The sequence below is a fragment of the Nocardia nova genome (assembly GCF_002933465.1).
Taxonomy (GTDB): Bacteria; Actinomycetota; Actinomycetes; order Mycobacteriales; family Mycobacteriaceae; genus Nocardia; species Nocardia nova_B.
The window spans coordinates 51069-73941 of sequence record NZ_PSZE01000027.1 but is presented as its reverse complement, the minus strand read 5'-3'; the positions used below and the strand labels follow the sequence as shown (position 1 = coordinate 73941).

The 22873-nt window shown below is 65.5% G+C and carries 25 protein-coding genes; 8 read left to right on the top strand and 17 right to left on the bottom strand.

All coding sequences use genetic code 11. The annotated features are described in order from the left end of the window. The first annotated feature begins 190 nt into the window (after nucleotides 1-190). Complete coding sequence (locus tag C5E41_RS26010; RefSeq protein ID WP_181063429.1) at nucleotides 191-1300, top strand: helix-turn-helix domain-containing protein; 1110 nt, start codon at nucleotides 191-193, stop codon at nucleotides 1298-1300. A gap of 15 nt (nucleotides 1301-1315) precedes the next feature. Beyond that, nucleotides 1316-1891: an HD domain-containing protein gene (locus C5E41_RS26005; RefSeq protein ID WP_104378376.1), complete on the top strand. Its 576-nt coding sequence runs from the start codon at nucleotides 1316-1318 to the stop codon at nucleotides 1889-1891. Nucleotides 1892-1963: 72 nt separating this feature from the next. On the opposite strand, the gene C5E41_RS26000 is transcribed toward C5E41_RS26005, so the two are convergent. The 13 genes from C5E41_RS26000 to C5E41_RS25940 all read right to left on the bottom strand — a co-directional run bounded on the left by C5E41_RS26000 (nucleotide 1964) and on the right by C5E41_RS25940 (nucleotide 13130). Then, nucleotides 1964-2194 (bottom strand): hypothetical protein, encoded by a 231-nt coding sequence (locus C5E41_RS26000; RefSeq protein ID WP_104378375.1) that lies wholly within the window; start codon nucleotides 2192-2194, stop codon nucleotides 1964-1966. A gap of 45 nt (nucleotides 2195-2239) precedes the next feature. Next, nucleotides 2240-2527: a hypothetical protein gene (locus C5E41_RS25995; protein WP_146097693.1), complete on the bottom strand. Its 288-nt coding sequence runs from the start codon at nucleotides 2525-2527 to the stop codon at nucleotides 2240-2242. Between the two features lie 181 nt (nucleotides 2528-2708). Further along, a complete protein-coding gene (locus C5E41_RS25990; protein ID WP_104378373.1) occupies nucleotides 2709-3335 on the bottom strand; it encodes a TetR/AcrR family transcriptional regulator in 627 nt (208 codons plus the stop codon). After that, the gene (locus C5E41_RS25985; protein ID WP_146097692.1) at nucleotides 3332-3646 is read right to left on the bottom strand and encodes a hypothetical protein; all 315 of its coding nucleotides are present in this window, start codon (nucleotides 3644-3646) and stop codon (nucleotides 3332-3334) included. The genes C5E41_RS25990 and C5E41_RS25985 overlap by 4 nt, the downstream gene beginning before the upstream one ends. 95 nt (nucleotides 3647-3741) lie before the next feature. Next, nucleotides 3742-4842 (bottom strand): NAD(P)-dependent oxidoreductase, encoded by a 1101-nt coding sequence (locus C5E41_RS25980; RefSeq protein WP_181063428.1) that lies wholly within the window; start codon nucleotides 4840-4842, stop codon nucleotides 3742-3744. 110 nt (nucleotides 4843-4952) lie between these two features. Then, entirely contained in the window at nucleotides 4953-5792 is an 840-nt protein-coding gene (locus C5E41_RS25975) for an SAM-dependent methyltransferase (RefSeq protein WP_104378370.1), read from the bottom strand. Nucleotides 5793-5901: 109 nt separating this feature from the next. Further along, nucleotides 5902-6879, bottom strand: a complete 978-nt coding sequence (locus C5E41_RS25970) for a nucleoside hydrolase (protein WP_104378369.1) — start codon at nucleotides 6877-6879, stop codon at nucleotides 5902-5904. A gap of 46 nt (nucleotides 6880-6925) precedes the next feature. Beyond that, on the bottom strand, nucleotides 6926-8809 hold the full coding sequence (locus tag C5E41_RS25965; RefSeq protein ID WP_104378368.1) for a hypothetical protein: 1884 nt from the start codon (nucleotides 8807-8809) through the stop codon (nucleotides 6926-6928). A 153-nt stretch (nucleotides 8810-8962) separates the two neighbouring features. Further along, on the bottom strand, nucleotides 8963-9346 hold the full coding sequence (locus C5E41_RS25960) for a hypothetical protein (RefSeq protein WP_104378367.1): 384 nt from the start codon (nucleotides 9344-9346) through the stop codon (nucleotides 8963-8965). Next, nucleotides 9343-10320, bottom strand: a complete 978-nt coding sequence (locus C5E41_RS25955) for a cytochrome P450 (RefSeq protein WP_258081260.1) — start codon at nucleotides 10318-10320, stop codon at nucleotides 9343-9345. The genes C5E41_RS25960 and C5E41_RS25955 overlap by 4 nt, the downstream gene beginning before the upstream one ends. A gap of 321 nt (nucleotides 10321-10641) precedes the next feature. Then, complete coding sequence (locus C5E41_RS25950) at nucleotides 10642-11709, bottom strand: cytochrome P450 (RefSeq protein WP_104379959.1); 1068 nt, start codon at nucleotides 11707-11709, stop codon at nucleotides 10642-10644. A 338-nt stretch (nucleotides 11710-12047) separates the two neighbouring features. Further along, nucleotides 12048-12581, bottom strand: a complete 534-nt coding sequence (locus tag C5E41_RS25945) for a hypothetical protein (protein ID WP_146097691.1) — start codon at nucleotides 12579-12581, stop codon at nucleotides 12048-12050. A 120-nt stretch (nucleotides 12582-12701) separates the two neighbouring features. Beyond that, nucleotides 12702-13130 carry a hypothetical protein gene (locus C5E41_RS25940; protein WP_104379960.1) on the bottom strand — a complete coding sequence of 143 codons (429 nt, stop codon included), beginning with the start codon at nucleotides 13128-13130 and terminating at the stop codon, nucleotides 12702-12704. A 161-nt stretch (nucleotides 13131-13291) separates the two neighbouring features. On the opposite strand from C5E41_RS25940, the gene C5E41_RS25935 reads away from it, so the two are divergent. Together C5E41_RS25935 and C5E41_RS25930 are read left to right on the top strand one after the other, a co-directional pair. Beyond that, nucleotides 13292-14074: an aminotransferase class IV family protein gene (locus tag C5E41_RS25935; RefSeq protein WP_258081259.1), complete on the top strand. Its 783-nt coding sequence runs from the start codon at nucleotides 13292-13294 to the stop codon at nucleotides 14072-14074. Between the two features lie 66 nt (nucleotides 14075-14140). Beyond that, on the top strand, nucleotides 14141-15058 hold the full coding sequence (locus tag C5E41_RS25930; RefSeq protein ID WP_219823249.1) for an SUMF1/EgtB/PvdO family nonheme iron enzyme: 918 nt from the start codon (nucleotides 14141-14143) through the stop codon (nucleotides 15056-15058). Between the two features lie 71 nt (nucleotides 15059-15129). Here C5E41_RS25930 and C5E41_RS25925 read toward each other — a convergent pair whose 3' ends face one another. Beyond that, nucleotides 15130-15468, bottom strand: coding sequence for a hypothetical protein (locus C5E41_RS25925; protein ID WP_104378362.1), 339 nt, complete (start codon nucleotides 15466-15468; stop codon nucleotides 15130-15132). Between the two features lie 291 nt (nucleotides 15469-15759). Between C5E41_RS25925 and C5E41_RS25920 the strand changes: the two genes are divergently transcribed. Then, nucleotides 15760-16596, top strand: a complete 837-nt coding sequence (locus C5E41_RS25920; RefSeq protein ID WP_104378361.1) for an NUDIX hydrolase — start codon at nucleotides 15760-15762, stop codon at nucleotides 16594-16596. On the opposite strand, the gene C5E41_RS25915 is transcribed toward C5E41_RS25920, so the two are convergent. Continuing rightward, on the bottom strand, nucleotides 16528-17625 hold the full coding sequence (locus C5E41_RS25915; RefSeq protein WP_146097690.1) for a helix-turn-helix domain-containing protein: 1098 nt from the start codon (nucleotides 17623-17625) through the stop codon (nucleotides 16528-16530). The two genes, C5E41_RS25920 and C5E41_RS25915, sit on opposite strands and share 69 nt — an antisense overlap. 177 nt (nucleotides 17626-17802) lie before the next feature. Between C5E41_RS25915 and C5E41_RS25910 the strand changes: the two genes are divergently transcribed. The 3 genes from C5E41_RS25910 (at nucleotide 17803) to C5E41_RS25900 (ending at nucleotide 19957) form a co-directional block, all read left to right on the top strand. Next, on the top strand, nucleotides 17803-18636 hold the full coding sequence (locus tag C5E41_RS25910) for a helix-turn-helix domain-containing protein (protein ID WP_258081258.1): 834 nt from the start codon (nucleotides 17803-17805) through the stop codon (nucleotides 18634-18636). Between the two features lie 22 nt (nucleotides 18637-18658). Further along, nucleotides 18659-19486 (top strand): SAM-dependent methyltransferase, encoded by an 828-nt coding sequence (locus tag C5E41_RS25905; RefSeq protein ID WP_104378358.1) that lies wholly within the window; start codon nucleotides 18659-18661, stop codon nucleotides 19484-19486. 63 nt (nucleotides 19487-19549) lie between these two features. Next, the gene (locus C5E41_RS25900; protein ID WP_104378357.1) at nucleotides 19550-19957 is read left to right on the top strand and encodes a hypothetical protein; all 408 of its coding nucleotides are present in this window, start codon (nucleotides 19550-19552) and stop codon (nucleotides 19955-19957) included. A 167-nt stretch (nucleotides 19958-20124) separates the two neighbouring features. Here the strand turns inward: C5E41_RS25900 and C5E41_RS25895 are convergent, their stop codons facing one another. Both C5E41_RS25895 and C5E41_RS25890 read right to left on the bottom strand, forming a co-directional pair. Continuing rightward, nucleotides 20125-20979, bottom strand: a complete 855-nt coding sequence (locus C5E41_RS25895) for a DUF4913 domain-containing protein (protein ID WP_104378356.1) — start codon at nucleotides 20977-20979, stop codon at nucleotides 20125-20127. After that, a complete protein-coding gene (locus C5E41_RS25890) occupies nucleotides 20976-22826 on the bottom strand; it encodes a type IV secretory system conjugative DNA transfer family protein (RefSeq protein ID WP_104378355.1) in 1851 nt (616 codons plus the stop codon). Before C5E41_RS25890 ends, C5E41_RS25895 begins: the two co-directional genes overlap by 4 nt. Between the last annotated feature and the right edge of the window lie 47 nt (nucleotides 22827-22873).

Here is a 22873-nt window from a genome sequence, read left to right as displayed (position 1 = left end):
CACTCCTTCGTCGATGCCACGAGTGAGAAACTGTCCGCGCCAAAGTCATTGGCTGCGTGTGCGGTGGAATCCGAGTTCGATCGCAACGCTGTTGGACCGCCGTCTCGACGGTATGCTGACCAGGCCGGACGCTGAACTGACCGGGAGTACGAGTAGAACCTCGCCGCCGATCATCGACACAGGACCGCTCATGGGCCCGCCCCCCGATATACCGACCCGCAGTCAGGGTTCGCGTCTGCACGGCGCTGTGTCCGGGTTCCTGCTCAAACTGCTGCGCGAGGCCACCGGCCTCACACAGACCGAATTCGCTGAACTGCTCGGCGTCGACCAGACCACCGTCTACGGATGGGAAAGCGGCCGCCGGCCCCTGGCCCACCTGCGCGCCGGTGACCTGACACGGCTGCGGATGCTGCTGACCCGCCACGGCGCACCACCACACGCGCTCGCATTGATCGGCGACGCACTGGAAGCCGACCTGATCATCGGCGACACCGTCAGCACCCACCCCGCGGAAATCGGCGCCGAGTCGCATCCGCTCGCGGTCAGCGTGCACCAACGCACCCTCGCCAACTTGATCACCTGGCCACTCACCGGCCGCCCGCCAACCCAACTCGCAGACCTGGCCGACCACCGCGGCCACGGGCCCCGGCCCTCGTCCCCCGTGATCTCCGCCGCCGATCGCAGACTGTTCTTCGATCACCTTCTCGACGTTGCCGACCGCTGCCGATGGCCAGACGACGCGTTGCTGCGCCGCCAGGCCATCTACCTGCTCGGGTTCGACGACCGCGCCGAATCCGCTGACTGGCTCACCGGCGAACTCCGCCGCGCCCAGCAGTCGACCGGCGATAACGACACTCCGGGCTCGCTGCGCCTCCGCTCGTCGGCGATCGCGCTGGCCGCCACCGGAGATCGAGATCCGTTGCGCGCCTACCTGACTCGCCTGGACGACGCGCAGGCCCAGGCGAACCTGACCTACTATGCGTACTGGGTCGGTGAGCTGGCTGGCGGGGTCCTCGATGACCATGCCATGATCCGCGCCGACCCTGCCGGCTGGTCCGGACAGCGACTGCTGCGGCACTTGCTCGACCGGCTTCAGCCCAGCACCGACCAAGCAGACCTCTACGTTCATACCCTCGCCGACCTGATCGCCAGCCATCCGCACTTGCTCACCGCCGACCCCGCCCTGCGGGAAGCGACCCGCGCGGCGGTCGACCGAATGAACGCCGACCCCGATCTGATGGCCCAAGCCCGCCAAGACCTGGCTAACGTGGCCTACGCAGTACGCCTGTCCAGCCGATAACGCGGAGGAACACCCATGGATGAACACCAGTTGCGCCCCGACGCCGCAGCCGAGATCGCCGCGTTCGCCTTCGAGATGGGGGTACTCAAACGCGAATCGCGCAAGGGCTGGCTCGACGCGCAGATCACCAACCCGGAATCGGTCGCCGACCACACCTGCCGCACCGCGCAGCTTGCGGCACTGATCGCCGCTCTCGAAGGCGGCGACGCGGCCAAAGCCGCGCACATGGCGGTCTGGCACGACTCTCAGGAGACCCGCACCCGCGATCTGAACAAGACCAGCAAACCGTTCCTGCCCAGCGTCGACCACAACGCCGTCACCGCCGCACAGGTCGCCCGCATGCCCGATACGGTGCGAAAGCTGTTGCAAGACACCGTCGCCGAGTTCGAAGCCCAAGCCACCCTCGAAGCAGTCTGCGCCCGTGACGCCGACCGCCTCGAATGCCTGTTCCAGGCCCTGGAATACCAGGCCGCGGGCAACACCCTCATGCAGGAATGGATCGACGACTCCCGCTCGAAACTCAAAACCACCAGCGCGATCAGCATTGCCGACGCAGCTCTGAGTACCTCGCCGCTCGAATGGAGGCACTAAACACCCACCTGAATCATGGCACGGCACCTGTCCGCGCCCTTCAGGTTGTTGCTGTTGCGCTGCCACGACCGGTTACCGTGTCTCGCGAGCCGACTCGGTGACCAGCGGGTCCAGATCCAGGCTCCGCCAGGAGCACCAGCCCAGCGATCGCGCGGTCAGCAGCGCCGATCCCAATGCCGAGGTGATCGGTCCCCGCCAACTGTCGCAGGTCGGATCCAGATACTGGCTCGACACCTTCGCCGCTGCACAGGTGCTGCGCAGGTCCGGCGTCGATATATCCAGATCGAATGCCGTGTCCACCATCAACGCTGAGACGTTGTCGGTGCCCGGCAGCTCCCGTCGATGTGGTCACAACATCGCATAGTTGTCCACACTCACCAATTCGACCTGCTCCGCGACTGCCGCCGTACACAGGGGTGTGAGTGCGGCTGCGAGATAGTGGCCGCTAATCACTTCCGCGTACAGGTCGCACTCGGCCATTCGCTCGTCGAGAGCGACGGTCGAGCCGAATTGCTCGGCGTTGGCGAGCGCTTCGTAACCGAAGGTGAAACCGCGAGGATCCGTACCCAGATCGCGCGGGTGCTGGGCGTCGAATCGCACATACACCATCCCGATCCCCAGCGACGTCACTGCCACTGCGGCTACCGTCGGTGTTTCAGGACCGCTGGATTGGCCGGGATCGCCGAAAGGCTTTTGCGGTGTCGCAAGGTTCGTTGCGCTATCCATGATTTGGTCTCCTTCAATCGATGTACGGTTCAGTGCCGAGTCGTCCGACTACTGCCGCGCTCTAGATGTCGCGACACGCAGCACGGCATCACTACGGCGTCCTCCCCGTGGTGGCCGTCGCGCCGTTGAGCTGATGCGGAATGAAGGTCTTCAACACGAGCTCGACGCGTTGGCGAACCAAGCCGGTCGTGATGTCGGTTGAATCCGGGTGGGCGGTGAGAAGGCCCGCCAGCGTGCTCATCAGCACATAGGCGACTTCTTCGCCTTCGGCCGCCTGCACGCCGATATCTTCGGCAGCGCGGGTGAACCAGCCACCGAGTGCCGAGATCAGTCGCGCCAGCGGCACCGACCGGGTAGGAGCGGAAGGCCCGGCCAGTGACAGTTCCAGCCGGATCCAGCCGGGCCGGCTCACCGCGAGATATCCCCACGTCGTCACGGTGGATACCAGCTGCTCCACGGTCGTGACCCGGACAAGACGCATGCGGTCGGTGACGTGGCCGTACATCTCATCGAGCACGGCCGCACCGATCTCGGCTTTGCCGCTGAAGCTCCCGAAGACCGCACTGCGGCTGTACCCAGCATGGGCGGCGATCCTGTCGACCGAGGTCGTATGAAAACCCTCGGCCATGAACAACTCACTCGCCGAGCGGAGAAGCCGGTCCCGAGTGATCTGCTGCTCCGGCCGCAAGCGCGGCAGAGCCGCCATGTCGGCGCTCACCGTTGCCTCGCTTCAGCCGCATTCACCCGCACGGATTCCACCTCGATGACCGCACCGCAGCCCTCAGTTGTCGTCATCGCCTCCACGATGCGGCGGCCGAGACTCGTCGGCGACCAGGCCCACGCCGCGCGCTGTCCGGCCCCGAACCTTTCGTGCCCCCGGGCCAGGCTCCGAGCCTCCAGCGCCGCAACCGCCGGCGCGACCGGCGTCGTGCGGGCGCCAGCGGTCACGGCCGCCAGCTCCGCTGCGGTCAGGCCGCCCTCCGCACCGGCCAGCGCGCACAGAACCAGCGCTTGAACCCTGCTGAGCAAGAAACCCGCGGAGCCAGTACCACCGCCGAACGGCACATCAGCAGCTCGGCGGCGCACAGCACCGCTCTGAAAAGACCGCTCCAGAACCGCCGCCCCTACCATCGGCCTGCCTCGATCCCGGGGACGATATTCGCCAACGGGCCAGCCTCAACCTCCGGCAAACCAGCCGAGGCTGTCGGTTCCGTGGAAGACCGGGCGGCTGGAACGCAATCCCATGGCCACGGCTGCCCGCCACACAGAACCCGAATCACATTCTCTCCCAGAACATCAGCGACGCCATGGTTCGCGTCACGGGTGCAACGGGCCACGTCTGGTGTGTGAATCACGTTGTCGCGGCCGAGGATCGGATCATCGAGAGCGACCGGCGTGGTCTCATACACGTCAGTGGCCCACGCCAGCTCGTCGCACAGGACGCGGGCGCGCAGCGCGGCCAGATCGATTCCGGCACTGTCGATGGTGACCACCAGCGAGCCCGGCGCCATGCGGTTGACCACGCCAGCGGGTACCCGCAATTCCGGCGAGCCAGAGGCCACCACGAGGATGTCGCCAGCCCTTGGTATCTCGTCGATTCCTACCCGTTGCACATCGCAGACAGTGAAATCGATGTCTTCGGCAGATGGATCGGCGACAGACACCACCGCACCGAACGCGCTGCACAGGTCGGCGACGTGCGTTCCCACCGGGTCCAGACCCGTCACGACGACGCGTTTGCCGCGCAGGGTGCCGCTCACGTAACCGTGGTGATCGCTGAACTGCCAGCTGGGAAGCGGCCACGCCGCGGGGCCTTCGACCGCCATCTTGACATGCCAGCTCGGCAGCTGCCGCAACGACGACAGCGTCAACGCGAGCGCCATCTCCGCCCGCGAATAGGCGTGACCGCGCGACCCGTCGACATAGGGAATGCCCCGCGCAGCCAGCTGTGGCGCCACCACAGGGCCAGTCCCGGTAATCCCGGCGACGACCTCCAGCCGCGGCATCGCCGCGATGTCCTCTGCACGGGGCTCGACATCGAGCAGCACCAGCGCGGGGACCTCCGCAATCCCCTCGATCTCACGCAAAGACTTGCCAGCGGGCAGACTTTCCCACCTCACCGTGAGATCCCGGCTGACCAGACCATTACGCAGACGATCAGCCAGGAACGGCCACGTCGCCTTCAAGCGGCCGTCGTCGACCACCAGAACGTCCGGGCTGTCCAATGTCGCTCCCTCGCGCATGCATCTGTGCGACTCCCCTTCGGCCGTCGGTATGTCGTTCGCCCGCCGCTGTTCACGCTGGATTGGTACCGATCGCGGGATATGAAGGCACGTCATCGGACCTTCCCTACCGCCGCCAGGCAGGTCTCACCTATCGAGGCCGGATCCCAGCCGAGCGCAGCGGCGTGTACCGCATCGATATCCGGATCCGGTCGCCACCTTTGCGAAGCCACCAAGCCGGGCTCGATCAGCTCACAGCCCGACAGAATCTCCTCGATCTCCTGACGCGGACGCGGCCAGAACGCGATGCCGTAATCCCGATAGATTTCCGCGGCCCGCGTGACCTCTTCGGTGTCGACGTCGCTGGTGACATGGCTCAAAATCACGTAAGACCCTGCCGGCACCACCGCCGAAACGGCGTTGACCACGGCCTGCGGATCCTCGATGAACTCGCCGACGAATCCGAGGCAAATCGCCACGGGCACAGCGAGATTCATATTCTTGTCGATTTGCTGCGCGACGGTGCTGGTGTCGGTTAGGTCCGCATGGACGAATACGTTGTGCTCGTCCTCCAGAAACGCGCGGCCATGCGCGGCGATCACCGCGTCCGAGTCCAGGTACAAGGTGCGTGTCGTCGGCGCCGTGCTGCGCGCGACCTCATGCAGATTCGGCGAGCACGGATAGCCCGATCCGAGCTCGACGAACTGACTGATTCCGCATTCGGCCGTCAGGTGGTGCACGGCGCGCACCAGGAACAGCCGGGCAGCACGGGCCGACTCCTGGAAAGCGCTGCATTCGCGCATGATCTGCTCGCCGACTTCCCGGTCCACGTCGTACGAATCCTTCCCGCCGGTCAGCAGGAAATCGTGGACTCGCCCGCACTGAGCCCGGCGCGGGTTATGGATGGAGATCGGCTCCGGGGCCTGAGGCTCGGCCTCTTGTTGGCTGCTCATCCGGCGTCCTCAGATGCCTGCTCGGCGAGCTGGCGGCGGCATTGATCTGTTCGGGCACGCGCACGGCAGTTCGACGAGCAGTTCGAATGCAACCGGCGCTCGCTGGTGCTCATGACCGGCGGCCTATCGGTGCTGCCCCTACCGCTGTCGGTCCGGGAACGCTCGGCAGCCGTCCGATCAGCGAGGGTTCGTATCCCATTCCGGACTCGAGGGCGTGCTGCACGACCATCGCCACCCAGCTGCGGAAGGCCGTATAGTCCGCGGCTGTCGACATGCGCAATGCAGTTCCGTTGGGGTCCAGATGCATTCGGGCATCGGAGCCGATCGCGACTCGGACCGCATCGAATGTCACGAACGGCAGCCCTGCCGCCGCGGTAACCGCCATCGGATCAGCTGCTTTGGATCCCGGCCGTTTGCGCGCGAACCACCGGTCGTACCCGTCGGCCACCAGCCGCGCCCACTTCGGCGAGTTGTCGGCCGCGAGCAGCCGATAAATCTCACTGTCGCGGGTGATCTCGTTTGCGTCGGTGAAGGTCACATCCGAGGTCACCAACCGCAGATCCAGGTCCGGCGCGGTCCAGATCGCACGTGCGCTCGCGGGGTCCATTCGCGGGTTGTGGCTGGCGCGGGACGGGTCGCGATACAGGTGCGCCGGCCCGCCGCCCATCAACGTGATCACCAGCCGCCGCGCCAGCTCCGGAGCGCATTTGTACAGCCACGCCAGGTTCGTGACCGGGCCCTGCCCGATCCATGCTGCGCGGTGGCCATCACCCAACACAGTGCGCACCGCCTCGACCATCGACCCGGTAATCGGCATGGAGGTCGGCGGGAAGTTCGACGGCACCAGCCCGTCACACACCCAGCGAGCCTCCGCACCCTCGATTTCTTCCCCGGCGACGACAACGACACCGGTACGCCCGCACAAATTGAGCAGATACCGAGCCAGCCGCGCCCGCTCGCCGCCGCCGAATTCGTCGGAGGTCACTATCAGCCGGAGCGGCAGAGCCGCGGCCGCGATGACCAGCGCGAGCAAATCGTCTGGGTCGTTGCCGAGGTCTGTGCAGATGCAGACGGGCAGCCGCGTCATCGGCGGCGGCACGGAACGGATGTCTATCAATGGGATCTCCTGAGCCTCAATTGGTTCGACTGCTGGGCAGGGGCGCGTCCGCGCGAATGAAGCTGTCCTCGGTCCAGCCGCTGAGTTCACGCCAGGGGGCCGTATAGTCGCGGCCCGACAGCGGTGACCCGGGAAGATCGGGGACGTCGAAGGCGCCCACCAGGTCCGGGAGCCGTCGGGCGAGAGTGCGACGATGCTCGACCAACTCGCTCGCGAGGGCGCCGGGGTCCGGGACAGCTGTTTGTAGCCGCTGCTGGTGGGCGCTGAACCAGCCGTAGTGGGTGGAGATGCGGTCTGCGGCGTAGGCGGCAGCGATGGTGGTCAGCAGGTGCCGGGTGTCGGGATCGCTGGTTTCGGTGGCTGCGATCAGGGGTGCGGTAGCGAGAGCGCGTTCGGCGGCCGCGCTGGTCAGGGCGATGGCGGCCGAGTCCGGTCCGAGCACGGGCCCGGCGACGGTGAGATCGCCGTCGCGGATCGCCGCCGCGATCACTCGCTCTCGCTCGGTCAGTGCCTGGGTGAGGGTCGGTAGCTGTTCGGGAGTTCCCGGCAGACGGAGCTGCCCGGTCTTCGTCAGCTGGCGCCCGGCTTTGACCTGCATGGCTTGGATGACGCCTTCGGCGATCATGGCGCCGAGCGCGTTGGCGTGCCATTCGCCGAGTCTGCTGTTGATGGTGGCGCCGTGGGCGGCGGTGTTGAGCCGGACCATCAGCAGCTGCTCGTAGGCGGTGATGGTGCATGAGGCTTTCGCGATCATCGCCCACACCATCGTCTCGACGGCGTCGGCGCCGGCAGCCGATCGCATGGTGCCCAGCTTGCGGACGAGGATCGTCGCCGGGTACAGCGCGGTGACGGCCGTGACCAGATCCGCTTGAACGGAATCCCGGTCCATCATCCGCCGCCCCGGCTGGGGCGGATCGAACTGATGACCGCCACGTTGCGACGCGAAACCGTGCAGCCCCCAGACCGCGGCGCGGGCTGCGGCGAGTTTGGCGCGAGCCAGGTCGAGTCGCCCAGCTCCCAGCGGGATGCTCGCACGGTGGAACCGCTCGGGCACCGGCACGTCGGATTCGAACTGCCCTTCGTCGGTGATGCGTGCCCAATCACCGCCCAGCACAGCGTCTTTCGGCACCCAGCAGTCGAGGAACCGGAACATGTAGTGGGGCAGTGTCGAGATACCTTCCGGAAGTAAAACCGCCTCGACGCCGGGCGCGAAGTCGGTGCCATCGTGCAGACGGAGCAGGATCGGCAGCACCCCTTCGTCGCGTCCGTCGACGATCACGCGGGCGGTGACCACCATGACCGTCGGCAGCCCGAGGCTGGGATATTTGCCGTTGGGCTTGAACTTGGACGCCCGCAGATCCGGGGTGCGCAGCCACAGACCCCCGGTGCCCGAATCCCAGATCGCCTGGGTGCGGCAATCGGCGCCGTTGGTGCCGCCGACCTCGGTGATGCCGGCCAGGCCGAGTGCCTTACCGCTGTCGAGGTCGTGCAGGATTCGCTGCTGATAGTCGGATCCGTTGCCGAGTGCGGCGATCGCGCCGATCGCCAGATCCAGGTGACCGGTCAATGGTGTGAGTCCTGGTGGGGCGAGCACGGCAAGCTCCTCGGCCATCAGTCCCCGCAGCTCGTCATCAGCGGCGACTGCGACCGCAGATCCGACGATATCGGCAATCGCCGCCCGCAGCTGCCCAGGCCCGAGTACCGCCTTCTTGAGATAGGTCAGGCCAGGCTGTGGCCGGTAGCCGATCGCAGCCGCGGCCTCCCGCACCAGCGACCGCTGTGCGAGGTCTGTGCCGAACAGGGCTGCACCCAGCGCGCCGGTGGCGGGTACGTGTCGGTCGACGGGGTCGCCGCTAATGCCGGCTTTGTCGGTGGTTGGGGTGGGATCGGTGGTGGTCATATCGATTCCCTTCGCGGTGCTGCCAGCGCCACGTCCGGTATTGGTGGCCGGTAGGTGTGTCGCCGAATTGCTTTGAGCCCCATGGCTCTCGATGCGGATGTGAAAGGTGGCAAGCCGGGGCGCCGGATCGGTGCGATCCAGTCCCCCCGGAGGTCAGCGCAGCAGCCCGACCGCGCGCAGCGCCTCGACGTAGTCCCCGGGCACGGTTCGGGCCCGAACGATGGCGTCTACAAGCGCCACTGCGTGTGGGGCAGGGAGGTTTTCGCAGACCTCGGCGAGATCGTCGTGATCGACTCCCCACCGCTCACTGTGATGCGGCTCGAGGGCTCTGGCCCGAATCACGGCCGCCAGCTGTGCGGGTGAGTCGTCCCACCACCGGTGGTCCAGCTGGTCGACGGGCGGAAGGATGTCACACAACGTCCACACCTGCGGGGCGGTCAACGTGAGTGTGTTCACGAAAAGGTCGATTTCCTCGCGCGTCATGCCGACGCCGGCGGGGTCGAGAGTGGCCGTCAGGGATTGGTCAGCGGGCATCATGGCCTCCTGGTGGTGGCGTGCATCGGGGGGACAGGCAGGAACTCGACCGGGAATTCGGCCATCGCGCGGTGGAAGGGACCCCGGCGCCAGACCGGTTCACGATTGACCGGAACGAGGTCAGGAACGGCGTCGAGCAGCCTCTCTATGCCGGTGTGGGCGATGAGTTTCGCGAGGTCTCGCGCATCCTTGGGACACGCATGCGGCCCGGTGCTCCAGCCCAGGTGCGAGTCGTTGGCCGTCCGGTTCTTCTGGATGCGTGGATCGTTGTTGCAGGCAGCGAGGCTGATGATGACGGGCTCGTTCGCTGGCAACCAGATGTACTGCTTGTCTGGCTGGGTTTCGACGACGGTGGGTCCGGGTGGAAAGGTGAAGCAGAAGTTCGCCATTGGCGGGTCGAACGACAGCACATCGGTCATCGCGTCGGCGATCGTCGAGCTGACAGTCGTTGTGCTGGAGGTGAATCGGTCATCGGTGATCATGTGAAGCACCGAGTTGGCGATCAGGTTGACCATCGGTTCGATAGCTGCCCCGAAGAGCAGGACCAGCTGATGGATGGTCTCTTCGTCCGACAGCGGCATGTGCTCGCTCGGGACGGTGGGGAATGCCAGCAGGCGCGTGGTGATGTCGTCGCCGGGGTGGATCCGCTTGCGCCGAACGACTTGGCCGAGTGCCCGTGCCAGGTCCTGTTCGACGGTCTCGGTGTCGTCGGTGGCGTTGAACATCCTCGCCATCGCATCGGCCACCTGGGCACCGGTGTCGTCCGAGCAGCCGATCAGATTGTTGAGGACCCCGGCCACCATCGGATGCGCGAAGTCGCTGAGGACGTCTGCGCGCCCGCGTTGGCAGAACCCGTCGATCAGGGCTTCCGATCTCCGGATCACTTCTTTGCGCACCTTGTGCGGATCGACACCAGCCAGGGCGTCGTTGATCGCCTTGCGGAGACGAGAATGGGTGGCGCCGACCGCATGCAGCACGTTCGGTCGCCACAGCATCATCGGTTTGATCGGGCAGTCGTCGGCCACTCCCTCCTGCCACGCGCGGGGGTCCGCGGGGAAACGAACGTCGTCGCCGAGGATGTGCCTGGCTGTGTGCCAGCTGATCACCAGGGTCGCCGGGACTCCTGGTGCGAGCAGCACCGGCACCAGCGGCCCGTAGTTGTCTCGCATCCAGTCGTAGATTTCGTGCGGGTTGGCCGCGAATTCCGGTGTGTGCAAGCTGATTCGAGGCCCGACCTTTTCGATCGGGATGGACGCGGCACCGACGACCGCGGGTTGTTGCTGCATCATCAACGCTCTCTACGCAAGCGGGAAGGGTTTCGAGGGCAGGAACCGCACGGGCAGCGAGACCAGAGCCCGGCGGAACGGGTCATGCACCCACACGAGGCGGTCGGCGGGCACGGCGAGCTCCAGATCCGGCAGTGCATCCAGTAGCTGGTCCAACGCTGTGCGCGCTATCAACGTCGCGATCGGTTCGGCGGGGCACATGTGCACTCCGGCGCCGAATGCCAGGTGCGAGCGGTTGCCTCTGCGGTCGTCGCGCATCACCGCGGGATCGGCGTTGCAGGCCGCCAGCCCGACCAGAAGGGGCGAGTTGTCGGGCAGCGTGCCGATGTTGTCCAGGACCTGCATCTGCCGCGGAAACCGTGGCGCCGCGACAGCTACCGGCGGATTCGTGTGCAGCACTTCGTCGATGGCGTCTTGACCCGACAGCGCGCCGCCGAGCACGTCGCCGCCGAATCGTTCATCGGTCATCACAAGCAGCACGGCGTTGCTGATCAGCGCCCAGGTCGGTGCGATGAACTCGCACAGCAGCAGCAGCTGCTCGATGATCTCTTCGTCCGACAGCCCGGCCGGATGCTCCATCAGCCACGAGGTGATATCGGCGTCCCGGTACGCGCGCCTGGCCCGCACCGTGTCGACCACCACGTCACGCAGCATCAAACCGCCTCCGGCGGCGGACGCAGGATCGGCGGACTGCAACGCCAGCAGGGCATCGATAATCTTGCCGCCGACCTCCGGGGCGAACCCGACCACACCATGCAGCGCCTCGGCCACGAGAGGAATGGCGAAACAGGCCACCACATCCGCCTCACCGGTCTCGCAGAAGCTGTTGACGAGCCTGACTGCGGCGCGTGCGACCGTCGCCTCCAACGCCAGCGTGTCGACCCGGGTAAGACTGTCCGATATCGCGCGGCGAAGCCGCCGACGCCCATCACCACGGGTATGCAAGGCATCGCGTCCAGGCCCCAGGCAGGCCAGCACCGGCGATCCCGCCGCCGGCTCGGTTGGATAGCGATCCTCATCGTTGAGGATGTCCAACCCGAGCCGGTAGTCGATAACCAGCGTCGCCGCGACACCACCCACATCGACAGGGACCAGATGCGAGTATCGCGATCGCATGTACCGGAACACGGCGTGCGGATCCGCGGCGAACTCCTGCCCAGCAATCGGAATCGGAATCGGCGAAGCATTCCCCGGTGGTGGGCCATGCTCGATCGGGCACCGGCCGGGACCGGTTGACGGAATGGACACAGAAGTACTCCAAACGTGTTGAGGGAAAAAGAAACCCGTGCGTGTCGGCCGATGTGTCGATGGGCCGTTCAGCGCACAGTGATGCGGGAATCTCGGAGGAGACAGCTACCGCTGCGATCTGGTCGAAATGCGCGAGCCGATACCGCGGCCGACGACCGAAGCAGGTTGGCTCACCACGAAGCCGCCGGTAACCCGCGCCTGCGGGCAGTCTTGGCGCCGATCACGTCGACGACTTCGCGGTAGGACGGCAACCAGGAATCCACCGGAGGTTCGCCGTCCAGCCAGTAGCGTGTCCCGTTGCCTGGCGTCGGCAACGCCAACGCCGCTCCGTCTCCGGCAACCGTCACGTGTGCGTCGAACAGGACCGACTTACACCGTTGCAGGTCGTCGTCCGGCGCCGGAGGAGCAGTCATCAAGACCCGAACTCCCTGGCGCAGCGCGAAAATGGGCAACGGCCGCCGTGGCAAGGCTTCCACGACAGCGTCCGCGACGTCGTCTCCCACCATCAGCAGCGCGACGAAGCGGTTCGCGCGAACCGTGATTGCCTTGAAGGTGTTGTCGAGATATGTCGGGCCGTAGAGCTGGTCGTATCGGCGCTTGTAGTCCGCGAAGGACTCATCGGTCGCCAGCGCATTATCCGCACCCTGCCGTGGGCGAGGTTCCCCGCCGACATCGAGCTGTGGCGGCACGGTTGCTGTTGTCACGAGACCTCCATCAACGAATTCATCAATTAGCCAGGGGCACAAGTGCTTTGAAGTAAATGCGGCGATCCACTAGTCGGCGGCCTCGATGGGCTCCGCCAGGCCCGGGCAGGCGCAGTCCGTTCATCCAGGACCCGCTCGGTAGGTACGTGGCGCCGCAGTCTCGACGATCTCGGTCCAACCTGCGGCCAACCGGGCTGCTTCTGTGAAGACCTTGTGCAGGACATCGCCCGTCGCGCCTTCGTGTCGAACGGCTTCATCGGCAGCGACCGCGGCCGCGGCCAGCTGGTCGATGTAGGCGCCGATCGATACCCGCCGATCAGCGGCGCGGATATGCTCGGCCCCCCACGCATCGATCGCGCAGATCAACCGCAGACGACGGCGAGTGACCAAGCTGCCACCGGTGAGTGCGAGACGGTGCGTCCGCGCCAAGCAGGAGGCCAGGGCAGTCACCGGATGCGTGCTCAGCCCGCGATTACCGCGCACCGCTGCCCACAGCTCGTGCCAATCCGGTAGAACTTCATCGCCCCGGACGAGCGCGCGGGTAGTCATGCAGCCCCCCGGGCGTCACGCTCCGCGATTTTCATACACTTCAGCTTCGGCACAATGGGTGTGAGCCGGAACTGCATCACCACCGAACTGCACTGAACTTTCACCGAACTTCGCGCCCAGGCCCCTGCTGCGTACCGGTTAGCCGGTGGGACACTGGCGGCATGATGGAACTCAACGGCGTGCCGGTCACCGTCGAGGATCTGGCGCCGCTGGCGCTGGTCGGACTCGGCCACTTCACCTCGATGCGGGTCGAGGGTGGCGCGGTTCGCGGCCTCGAACTGCACCTCGATCGGCTGGTCCGCGACAGCCTCACGGTCTTCGACGCCGAACTCGACCCCGATCGCGTCCGCGCCTACGTGCGGCACGCCATCCGCGACGCCGATGGACCGGTAGTCGTCCGAGTGACCATCTACGATCCGGCGCTCGAACTGTCCAAGCCCGGCGTCACCGCCGACCCGCATGTGCTGGTTTCGATGCGCCATGCGCCGGCTGCGCTGTCGGGGCCGTTGCGCCTGCAATCGGTCGTGTACTCGCGAGATCTGCCCAGGGTCAAGCACATCGGACTCTTCGGTGCCCTCGCACAGCGCGCAGCCGCCCAGCGTCAGGGATTCGATGACGTCGTATTCGCCGCCGGTGACGGCTCGATCAGCGAAATCGCAACCAGCAACATCGGTTTCATCACTCGGCAAGGCAACCTGGTCTGGCCCCGCGCAGAAGTCCTGCCGGGTACCACGATGCGGCTGGTCAATCAGGTTCTCGACGAGGACGTGGTGACCGAGCGCGTCACGCTGTCCCAGCTCGGCGACTACGCCGGCGTCGTCGCCACCAACGCAGCAACCGGCGTACGCGCCGTGTCCTGCATCGACGACGTCCAGTGGCCCGAGCACGAGGCGGTGTCGATCCTCCGGAAAGCTTACGAATCCATTCCGCCGCAACAGCTCTAGCCCACCACTGCCCCCGGCTCCCAGTAGGCTCGGTCCCCAACAGATCGAGAAGGGGCGACACTGTCGATGAAAAGCCTGGTTCGGCCGTGGACGGGAGCTGAAGTAGCCGCGCTGCGCGGGGCCCGGCGAATGTCTTTGATCGAATTCGCCGGGCACCTCGGTGTCACCGAACGTCAGGTCTCCAATTGGGAGGCCAAAGGAGCCGACATCAAGCCGCGACCGGTCAATCAGGCCGCGCTCGACACCTCGCTGTCCCGACTGAACCCCGACGAGCTGACGCGATTCCTTACTCTCGTGCCCGCCGACGCGATCGGCGAGGCCCCCGATAGCGACCAGCTGATCCAGCCCGACCGCATCCGCCACCCCGTCGACGGTCGCTCCATGACATGGATCCCCGAAGGGGTCTACCTGTCCGGCCCTATGGACCAACCGGTGTGGCTGCCCGGATTCCACATCGACACCTACCCGGTCACCAACGCGGCCTACGCGACCTTCGTGACCGCGACCGGGCATCCAGCACCCCGGCACTGGGACAACGGCCAGCCACCTCCCGCAATCGCTGATCACCCTGTCGTATGGGTGACCCACGACGACGCCACCGCCTACGCACGCTGGTCCCACAAACAACTGCCCACGGCGCAGCAGTGGGAGAAAGCCGCGCGCGGCACCTCCGGCGCCACCTGGCCGTGGGGCAACCAGGTCACACCCGCAAAAACCAACTGCAAAGTCTTCGACCAACCCGGCACGACCACACCAGTCGACTGCTACAAGTCCTCGGTCAGCCCCTGGGGCGTGTTCGATCTTTGCGGCAACGTCTGGGAATGGCTGTCGACCGAATCGGCCCCCGGCCGGTTCGAGCTCAAAGGCTCGTCCTTCAGCAGCCTCCTCGAAGCCGCCCGACCGGCGGCGTTCAACGACGCCTATCGCCTCATGTGCGATGACGACACCGGATTCCGCTGTGCTGCAACCGATCTCAAACCCTGAGCCGGTTCCCCGGTGTTCCTCGCCACCCGTCGGCCCACCGCCCAGCGGCCGTCTCAGCCGCACCCCGGCACTCACGCCGACCCCGCCGGAATGAACTCCGCGACCGCGCTTGGCGCATCCAAGCGCGGCCAGCAACCCGCGGGCCGCAACGTCCACACGCACGCGTCCTGCCGCACCGCATCTAGCCACCCACTCAAATGCGCGACTGTCGGCACGATCAGTGCAGTGATGTGCGAAGGCGCCAACGTCGCCAGCAACAACCCGAAATCGGCATCACCATGCTCGATCCGCACTGCGCACAGATCGAATCCATGCCGCCCCGATAGGTCTCGAACTCGCGCGGCATCCAGCTCGGTGTCATCCCCGGACAAGTCGCTGCGCACGATCCCGTACGCCCGAACGGTGGTCATGCCGGCCTCCGGATCGCTGCCGACTCGAAACCAGCAGCATCGGTCAACGCCACCCAGTAGCGAGTGACAGTGCGCCCGTTGGGGGCCTCCGTTTGCTTGACGCCGTTCAGCCCCCGGATCCGCTGGCCTCCAGCGGCACACTGGCTAGACATCGTCGAGATCCGCCGACAAAAGGGCAGCAGCTCGTGTCCACAGCTCCGGCGGTACATCCCCCTGTTGGTTCACGGTTTCCCGGGCGGCTGCTGGGCTCAGTGCAGGTTCATCACGAACCGCGCCGCACGATGCGGCTGAATGGCTGGGTTCGGCGTGGTCGATTTCGGAGACGATGACGCGGCCGTTGACAATCCTGTTGCGTTGATCGCGCCGTCGAAGCGCGGCGCCTCGTGCTACCGGCTTGTCTCTCAACCAGGACATAAGTCCAGCGTGGCGGTAAAGCTCTGCGTTGGGAACGTAGCAACCCGTAGCAACCAGCAAACGATTTCGCCGTTCAGCAAACAATCGGCCCGCCGGTACCGTGAGGCAATGACTGATCGCCCCCCGCGCACCACTGTTCACTCCGGAAAGCTGGTATATGACGGCCGGCCATGGTTGTCGGTGGAACGCCACCACATCACGACGCCTGATGGAGTCGATCGGCATCACCACGCGGTGCGCTTGAATCCCGTCGCGATTGTCACCGCCATCGACGATCACGGCAGAGCTCTGCTGCTACAACGGCACCGGTGGATCGTTGACACGATCGGCTACGAGTCGCCGGGCGGCATCGTGGATTCGGGTGAGGAACACGAATCGTGCGCGCGTCGAGAGCTATTGGAAGAGACTGGGTTCACCGTCGAGCGACTGACCCTCGTAGCGGAACTCGAGCCGATGCCCGGGCTGGTACAGACACCTCATTACATTTTCCTCGGCTATGGGCCACGACAAGTTGCAGCGCCGGCAGACGCAGAGGAGGCGGGGCAGCTCGTATGGGTACCGTTACGTAGAACCGCCGAGTTATTGGCGACCGGGCAACTTCTCGGAACGGGCACGGCGGTCGGGATGCTGGCAGCAGCAGCGAATTTAGCTGGCGGCCAGGAGCTTTCGGGTTCGGTGCTGGAGCGAGTCGTGCCGGCGGCGGAGACGTCCTGACCCCAGGTCACCAATATGGTCGGCTGTGGCCGAGAGCAGCGACACCGCCTCTTCTCGTCGGCCGGCGTTGATTGCTGCCTGGGCAAGATCAAGCTGCTGGGCACATCGTGCCCTGACGAAGTCCTCGGGGATCACCTGCATGGAATCGCGAGTGAGCGTTGCAGCGGCAGGATCACCGAGCAGAGCAAGAATATGACCAGCCCAGCGAGATAAATGCGTTTCGTTGTGGGCGATGAACGGCATTTCGTCGTCGTCACATGAGCCGTTGGACGGCAGTAGGGCTTCCGCAGCCGCCAGTGCCTCACGCGCTGTCGAAGCATGGCCTGGGCAATAGGTCGCCACCTGTGCACCGGTGGCCGACAGCCACGAGCGGAGCAGCGGAGGCAGTCCAGGTATGCGTTCCGCCTGAGAAACCTGTGCCAGCGCCGCGGCGGCCTGCCTTTTTTCGGCCTGTCCTGTTTCGGCGAGCATCACCGCTTCCTCACCGATCGTGTGGGCCAACAGGATCGGATCCTCTGCGCGCAATGCAGCGGTGCGCGCTTCTTTGTAGTGCGCCGCGGCCGCAGCTGTGTCGCCCACGTCGAAATCCTGCCACGCAGCCAGTGCCGCAGCATCTGCCTGTGCACGAGCGATCACCGATCGATCCGCTCCTTTGCTGCTGTGCCACATCGCATCCAGTGCGGTGACGTGCGCAGCCGTTTGGAGACGGGCCGCGGGAGCGCCGAAGCGTCGATCGAGCATGCGCAGGCTGTTGGTGTGGTTCAGCAGCACCTCGAACAGAGTGCCGCCACGGGCGAGATCGACGGTGGCGGTTGGCATCCCGAGCACTTGCCGCAGCAGTCGGGCATACAGATTATCCGGCATGTGCCGGCCATTTTCCCAGCGCGACAATGCGGTTCGGAGGCTGTGGGGCGACATGAGAGCGATTCCCTGCTGGCTCGCGTGGGCACGCAGGGCGGCGATCAACTGGGCTTGAGACCAGCCACGCCGGGTGCGTGCTGCGCGGATCTCCTTGCCGTCGATCGTCACCACCTCCCTCGAGTCCGCCCTCGTTGCCGCGCGGGCGGCGGTGTCGCTGTTCCGATAACCATAAACTGATAATCAGAATTCAGGAACCGAATCGGGAGTATCGAAACTGCGGCTACGGTAGTACCTATGGCAACGCGGACCGCCCGGGGACTTCTACTCGGACGCGAGATCAACTACATGATTCGCGCCTCCGGCAAGAGCCAAGCCGAGGCGGGACAGATCATCGAGGTCGGCCAATCCCGTATCAACAGCCTGATCGCCGGTACAGGTCGCATCTCGGCCGGTGACCTCCAGCTGCTGGCGAAGCAGCTGGGATTCTCCGACGAGCACTACATCCAGAGCCTGCTCGAGCTGCGGCGAGACAAATATCGACGCGGCTTCTGGACGACCGGACATCGCCGGGTCTACTGGGAGGAGCTTCGACTCCTCGTGGACCTCGAAGAACAGGCAAACCGGCTCCGGATCACAGAATCCGAGATCATCCCGGGCCTGCTGCAAAGCGAGTCCTATGTCCGAGCACTACATGCGAACATGTCTGACGCCCAGACCGGCATCACCGTTGAAGACTGGGTGCAAGCACGGCTCGAGCGCCAGCGAAACCTCGTGAAGGCCGAGGCCCCGGAGTTCCACGCCGTGCTCTCCGAATCCTGCTTGCGGCGCCGCCACGGTGACCCCAAGGGCCACGTGATGATCGACCAGCTCCATCACCTGATCGATCTGTCCCAGCGCCCCAACATCCTGATCCAGATCTTGCCGTTCAACACCCCTGTCGACGGCGGCGGGATGGAGGATCGCTTCACCCTCATCCGCGTCCCTTCACCCGGCGCGGCCGGCGACCTCGAACTCGCGGTCGTAGAAGCTCTCGGGGAAATCCGCTACATACTCGACAAACCGCCGGTCGGCGCCCGCGAAGCCTTGTTCGCCCGACTCAGCGCCGCGGCACTCAGCAGCGAGGACTCGCGAGAGTTCATCGACCACATCGCACGAACCGTCCAACTCCGAACTTCATAACACCATCTACGAAGGGGAACCCATGGCCGAGTACGACTTTCGGGCCAGGGAAGTCGACACAGGCACACCGACATCGGCGCGTCTGTACCACTACTACCTCACCGGTGAGCCGGTCTACCGCAACGACCAGATCTTCGCCGACAAGGTGTACGACGAACTGCCGTTCCTGCACACCTGGGCACTGCACAACCGTGCCTTTCTCGCCCGAGCCGTCAGGTTCATGGCCGCAAAAGGCATACGCCAGTTCCTCGATATCGGCTCAGGCTTACCGACCGGCGGCAACACACACGAAGTCGCACGAAGCATCGCTCCAGACGCTCGCGTGGTCTATGTCGACAAAGACCTCGATGCAGTCGCGCGCGCACACCAACTTCTGCGGCGAGAGAACTCCCTGGAAAAGACGGCGATCGTCGAAGGCGATTTGAGCGACCCCGCCAGCATCATCGACCACCCGGACTCACGCCGGCTACTCGATACCGACGAGCCCGTTGGCCTGCTGATCGTCTCCGTTCTCCCCTTCGTTCCCGACGCCAGCGACCCTCACCGGCTGGTCGCCGATATCCGAGACCGACTCCCACGCGGAAGCTACTTCGCCGCCACCCACGTCTCCCTCGAAGACGCCGACGAAGACACCAAGAAACAAGTCGCCGCCGCGGCAGCTCTCTACCAAGCCACATCGGATCCGGTCCACCTGCGAGACCGTGCAACCTTCACCAGATTCTTCGACGGCTTCACCGTGATATCCCCTCCAGGTGTCACCTACGCCACGGACTGGCAGCCAGACGGTCCTGTATACCAGGACGATCCCGCGCGCCCATGCAATTTCGCCGCAGTCGGACGACGACCGTAATCGCCAGATTCGCGACGATTGAGGCTATACAGGCTGAACAGAGTTATAACGAGAGGAACCGAAATGCTCCCCATCTTCACCGCCCGCGACTGTGTCAAAGCAGCGCGCAGCGCGGGTGGGAACTCATGCGTGCGGATAGGCCGGAAGAATGGCTGGACCGTAGTCTGGGACGATAAACTCGCAACGCCCGAGACCGATCGAGGCGCACCGCTTCCCTCGGATCAGACGCTGGTCGTCTCGGACGAGCAGTTCGATGCATTTCAGGAAGCGCTCCGCGCTGGACGCACCGATGGGCAGTGCATAAGCATCCAGCAGTCTCCGGCGGGGCGGTACACGTTCACTGCTCACGAGGCTCCTCATTCCTGGAACGCCGGTGTCGCTCTGCACTTCGACTGCGATGAGTTCGACGCGTTTATGAGCGGTGTCCGGAATGGCGAGTTCGATCTCGCGCAGTTCCCAACGGCAGCGTGACAACAACGAGACTCATTCTGTTGCACCTGGAACGCCCCGCCTGGTCCTATCGCGGCTTGGATCCGACGGAGCCGTTGGGCTTTCCGCCGGCGCGGTTACGGCTCCCACTCGTCGAGGCCGAACTCGAGCACCAGCGTTACACCAGGAACCAGAGCAGTGCCAACCATTCACTGCTGTTGTCTGCGGTGCCGAAAGTCTGGACCGAATCCGAGTTCTTCCACAGGGGTGGAGTTTCCGGGTGGGGTGAACCAGTTGGTGGCAACGTCGGCTGTGGGTAGTCCGGTTTCGGGTGTGTGGTGGTCGGGGGTGCAGCGATGCAGCGGTCCGTTGGCGGCGTCGAGGATGTACCGGAAGTGTGGGTCGATGTGTGAGACGAACAGTGTCGACATGGCAGAGCCATCCTCAGCGATGCGAGCGGCTTCGAACACTACGTGTAGGGCGGCGAAGCGTACGGCGACGCTGCGGTGGTCCCACCATCGCCGACACCATGTGTATTGGTCTTCGCGGTGGTTGGCGGCGATGCGGACGGCGGTGACCGGCAGCAGCCATTGCTCCACGAAGTCGGCGTAGTGGCCGAACCGGAACGGCTTTCTGGCACTGGACTCGGTGTCGGATTTGCTTGTGGGGGCGAACCATCCCGGAGGCACGAGGTCGTAGGTCAGTGACGGCAGCCCAATGTGTTTGGTGCGGGTGCATCGGTGCAGCGGGCCGTTGGCGGCGTCGAGGATGACGTGGAAGTGGGGGTCGAGGTGATGCAGCAGGAGGGTCGACAGGCCGGCAGCGTTCTTGTCGGCGCGCATGGCTTCGAAGGCTCGGTGCAGGTGAGCAATGCGCACGCTCACTGCGCGGTGACGCCACCATTGGCAGCACCAGGTCCAGGTGTGTTCGCGGTTGGCTTCGGCGAGGCGGACGGTGATGAATGGGAACAACCATTGCTCGGCGAAGGTGACGAAGTCCGAATAGGCGGGAGCCGGTGCCTTGCGTGGGTGCCGTGAGGCTGCAGGTGTCGCTGGTGTGGTCATAGTTCGACTTCTTCTGCGCCACCAGCGTTTTCCGGCCGCGCGGGTTGTGTGGGTGCGTTGGTGTAGCGGGCCAGGGAGCGGGTGACGAGTGGTTCAAGGGTGGGGTTGTTCCACCAGAACTGTTTTTCGATCAGGATCGGTTCGTGGCCGGGGAGGCGGACCAGGGCTCGGTCTTTGGGTAGGCGTGCGAGTTTGGCGACGTTGAGGATGGGTTCGGCGCGCCAGCTCGTGCTGCGGTTGGTGCCACCGGGCCCGGTCGAGCGGGAGTGGTCGGCAACGTCGTGGTCGTCAACGAGTCGCGTCCACTGTTCGAGGTAGGCGGGGGTGGCGATGTTGCCGCCGTAGATTTCGATGGATTGTGCGCGGATGACGGTCAGACCGTTTGCGCCCCAGAGGTCTTCGGCTTGTTCGAGTACTTGCACGATGGTCAGCAGGATGACCCCGCATCCGGCGGCGTAGGTGTAGTAGCTGGGCAGTGCGTCGATGAGCGCGCAGTTGGCCGCTTCGTCGAGCACCGCCAGCAGCGGCACGGCGAGGCGGCCGTCGGGGCGTGCGCGGGCGAAGGTCAGCGCTGATTCCAGGATTTGGCCGACGAGGGCGGCGGTGAGGGCGGCGGCGGAGTCCGGTCCGGTCATCGATAACGCGAACAGGGTGTCGTTGCTGGTGACGAAGTTCGCGGGTTTGAATTCGGGCAGGTCGTGCGTCGTCGGAGCCAGCGAGGTGTCGATGACGATCGCGTCGCTGGTTTCGTAGACGCTGATGCGTCTGCGAGCAGGTGGGGTGATCATGGTGGCGTAGCCTTCGTCGGAGAGCACGTTCAAAAACCTGCGCGCCATGTCGTACAGGCCATCGCGTTGGCGCGCATACAAGCCTTGGGCGTCCGAGATGCGTTGTGCCGCGCGGGCGTGATGGTGGTGGCGCAGGATCAGGATGGGTGTCTGGTCTTGATCGCTGGACAGCCATTCGGCGACGTGGAGCAGGTCGCCGTCGACACACGCGGCGGCCAGAAGGTACAAGGCCAGCAGTTCTTGAGCGCCGCCGTCGAAGTAGGAGTCGACACGAGCGTTCGCGCGTTCTGACGCCGACCCCGACGCCCCGGAAACGAAGAATGAGGCCAACTTTCGTGCGGCAGCCAATGTTCGGACGCGGTCGAGTAGGTCGACCCAGAACCCGCACACCGGCTGCCCGGTCACGGCTTGCAGGTCACACAGCCACACGCGTCCACGCTGTTCGCAACCGAACACGGTGTGCCGGTAAAGGTCTGGTTTGTTGGAGGTCGCCAGGACCGGCCCCCACGCGCTCAGCACGGCCGGGATCGCCCACGCCATCGTTTTGCCGGTGCGCTGCCCGGCCGCGATGAACACGCCCATCTCGGCCGGCACGAACAACTCGATCCCGCCGACGACGGTGCGGCCCAGCGGCGGCCCCGGCAGCGCCTGGATGTGGGCTGGTGCGTCTTTGAGCAGCCGTTCGGCGGCGCTGGTGTTGTCCTGCTGTCGCGCCGCGGAGATCTGGCGCGGGGACACCATCGTGCGTGCCGCGCGGTCGATGTCGCTGCGCCGCACCGATGCCCACCGCCTGCGAGATACGGTCGCGAACGCGCCGATGGCCGCCAGCGCTATCGCCATGACTACGCTGGATTGCCACGGCCAGCGATGCCGGCCGGCCATCACCTGCAGTAGCGCGGCGACTGGGTGGGCGGTGACAGGCAGTCCGGCGCACCAGCTTCCGGCCGACAGGGCCGCCCATGCGAGCAGCGCCAACCCAATGAGACCGAGGGCTATGAGCAGCAGCCAGGTTTCCTCGGCCAATCCTCCGGTGGTGCGGCGCCGCGTCTGCCGCGCCATCACACTGCCCTCACCCAGACTGGGGATAACGTTGTGAATGCCTGTGC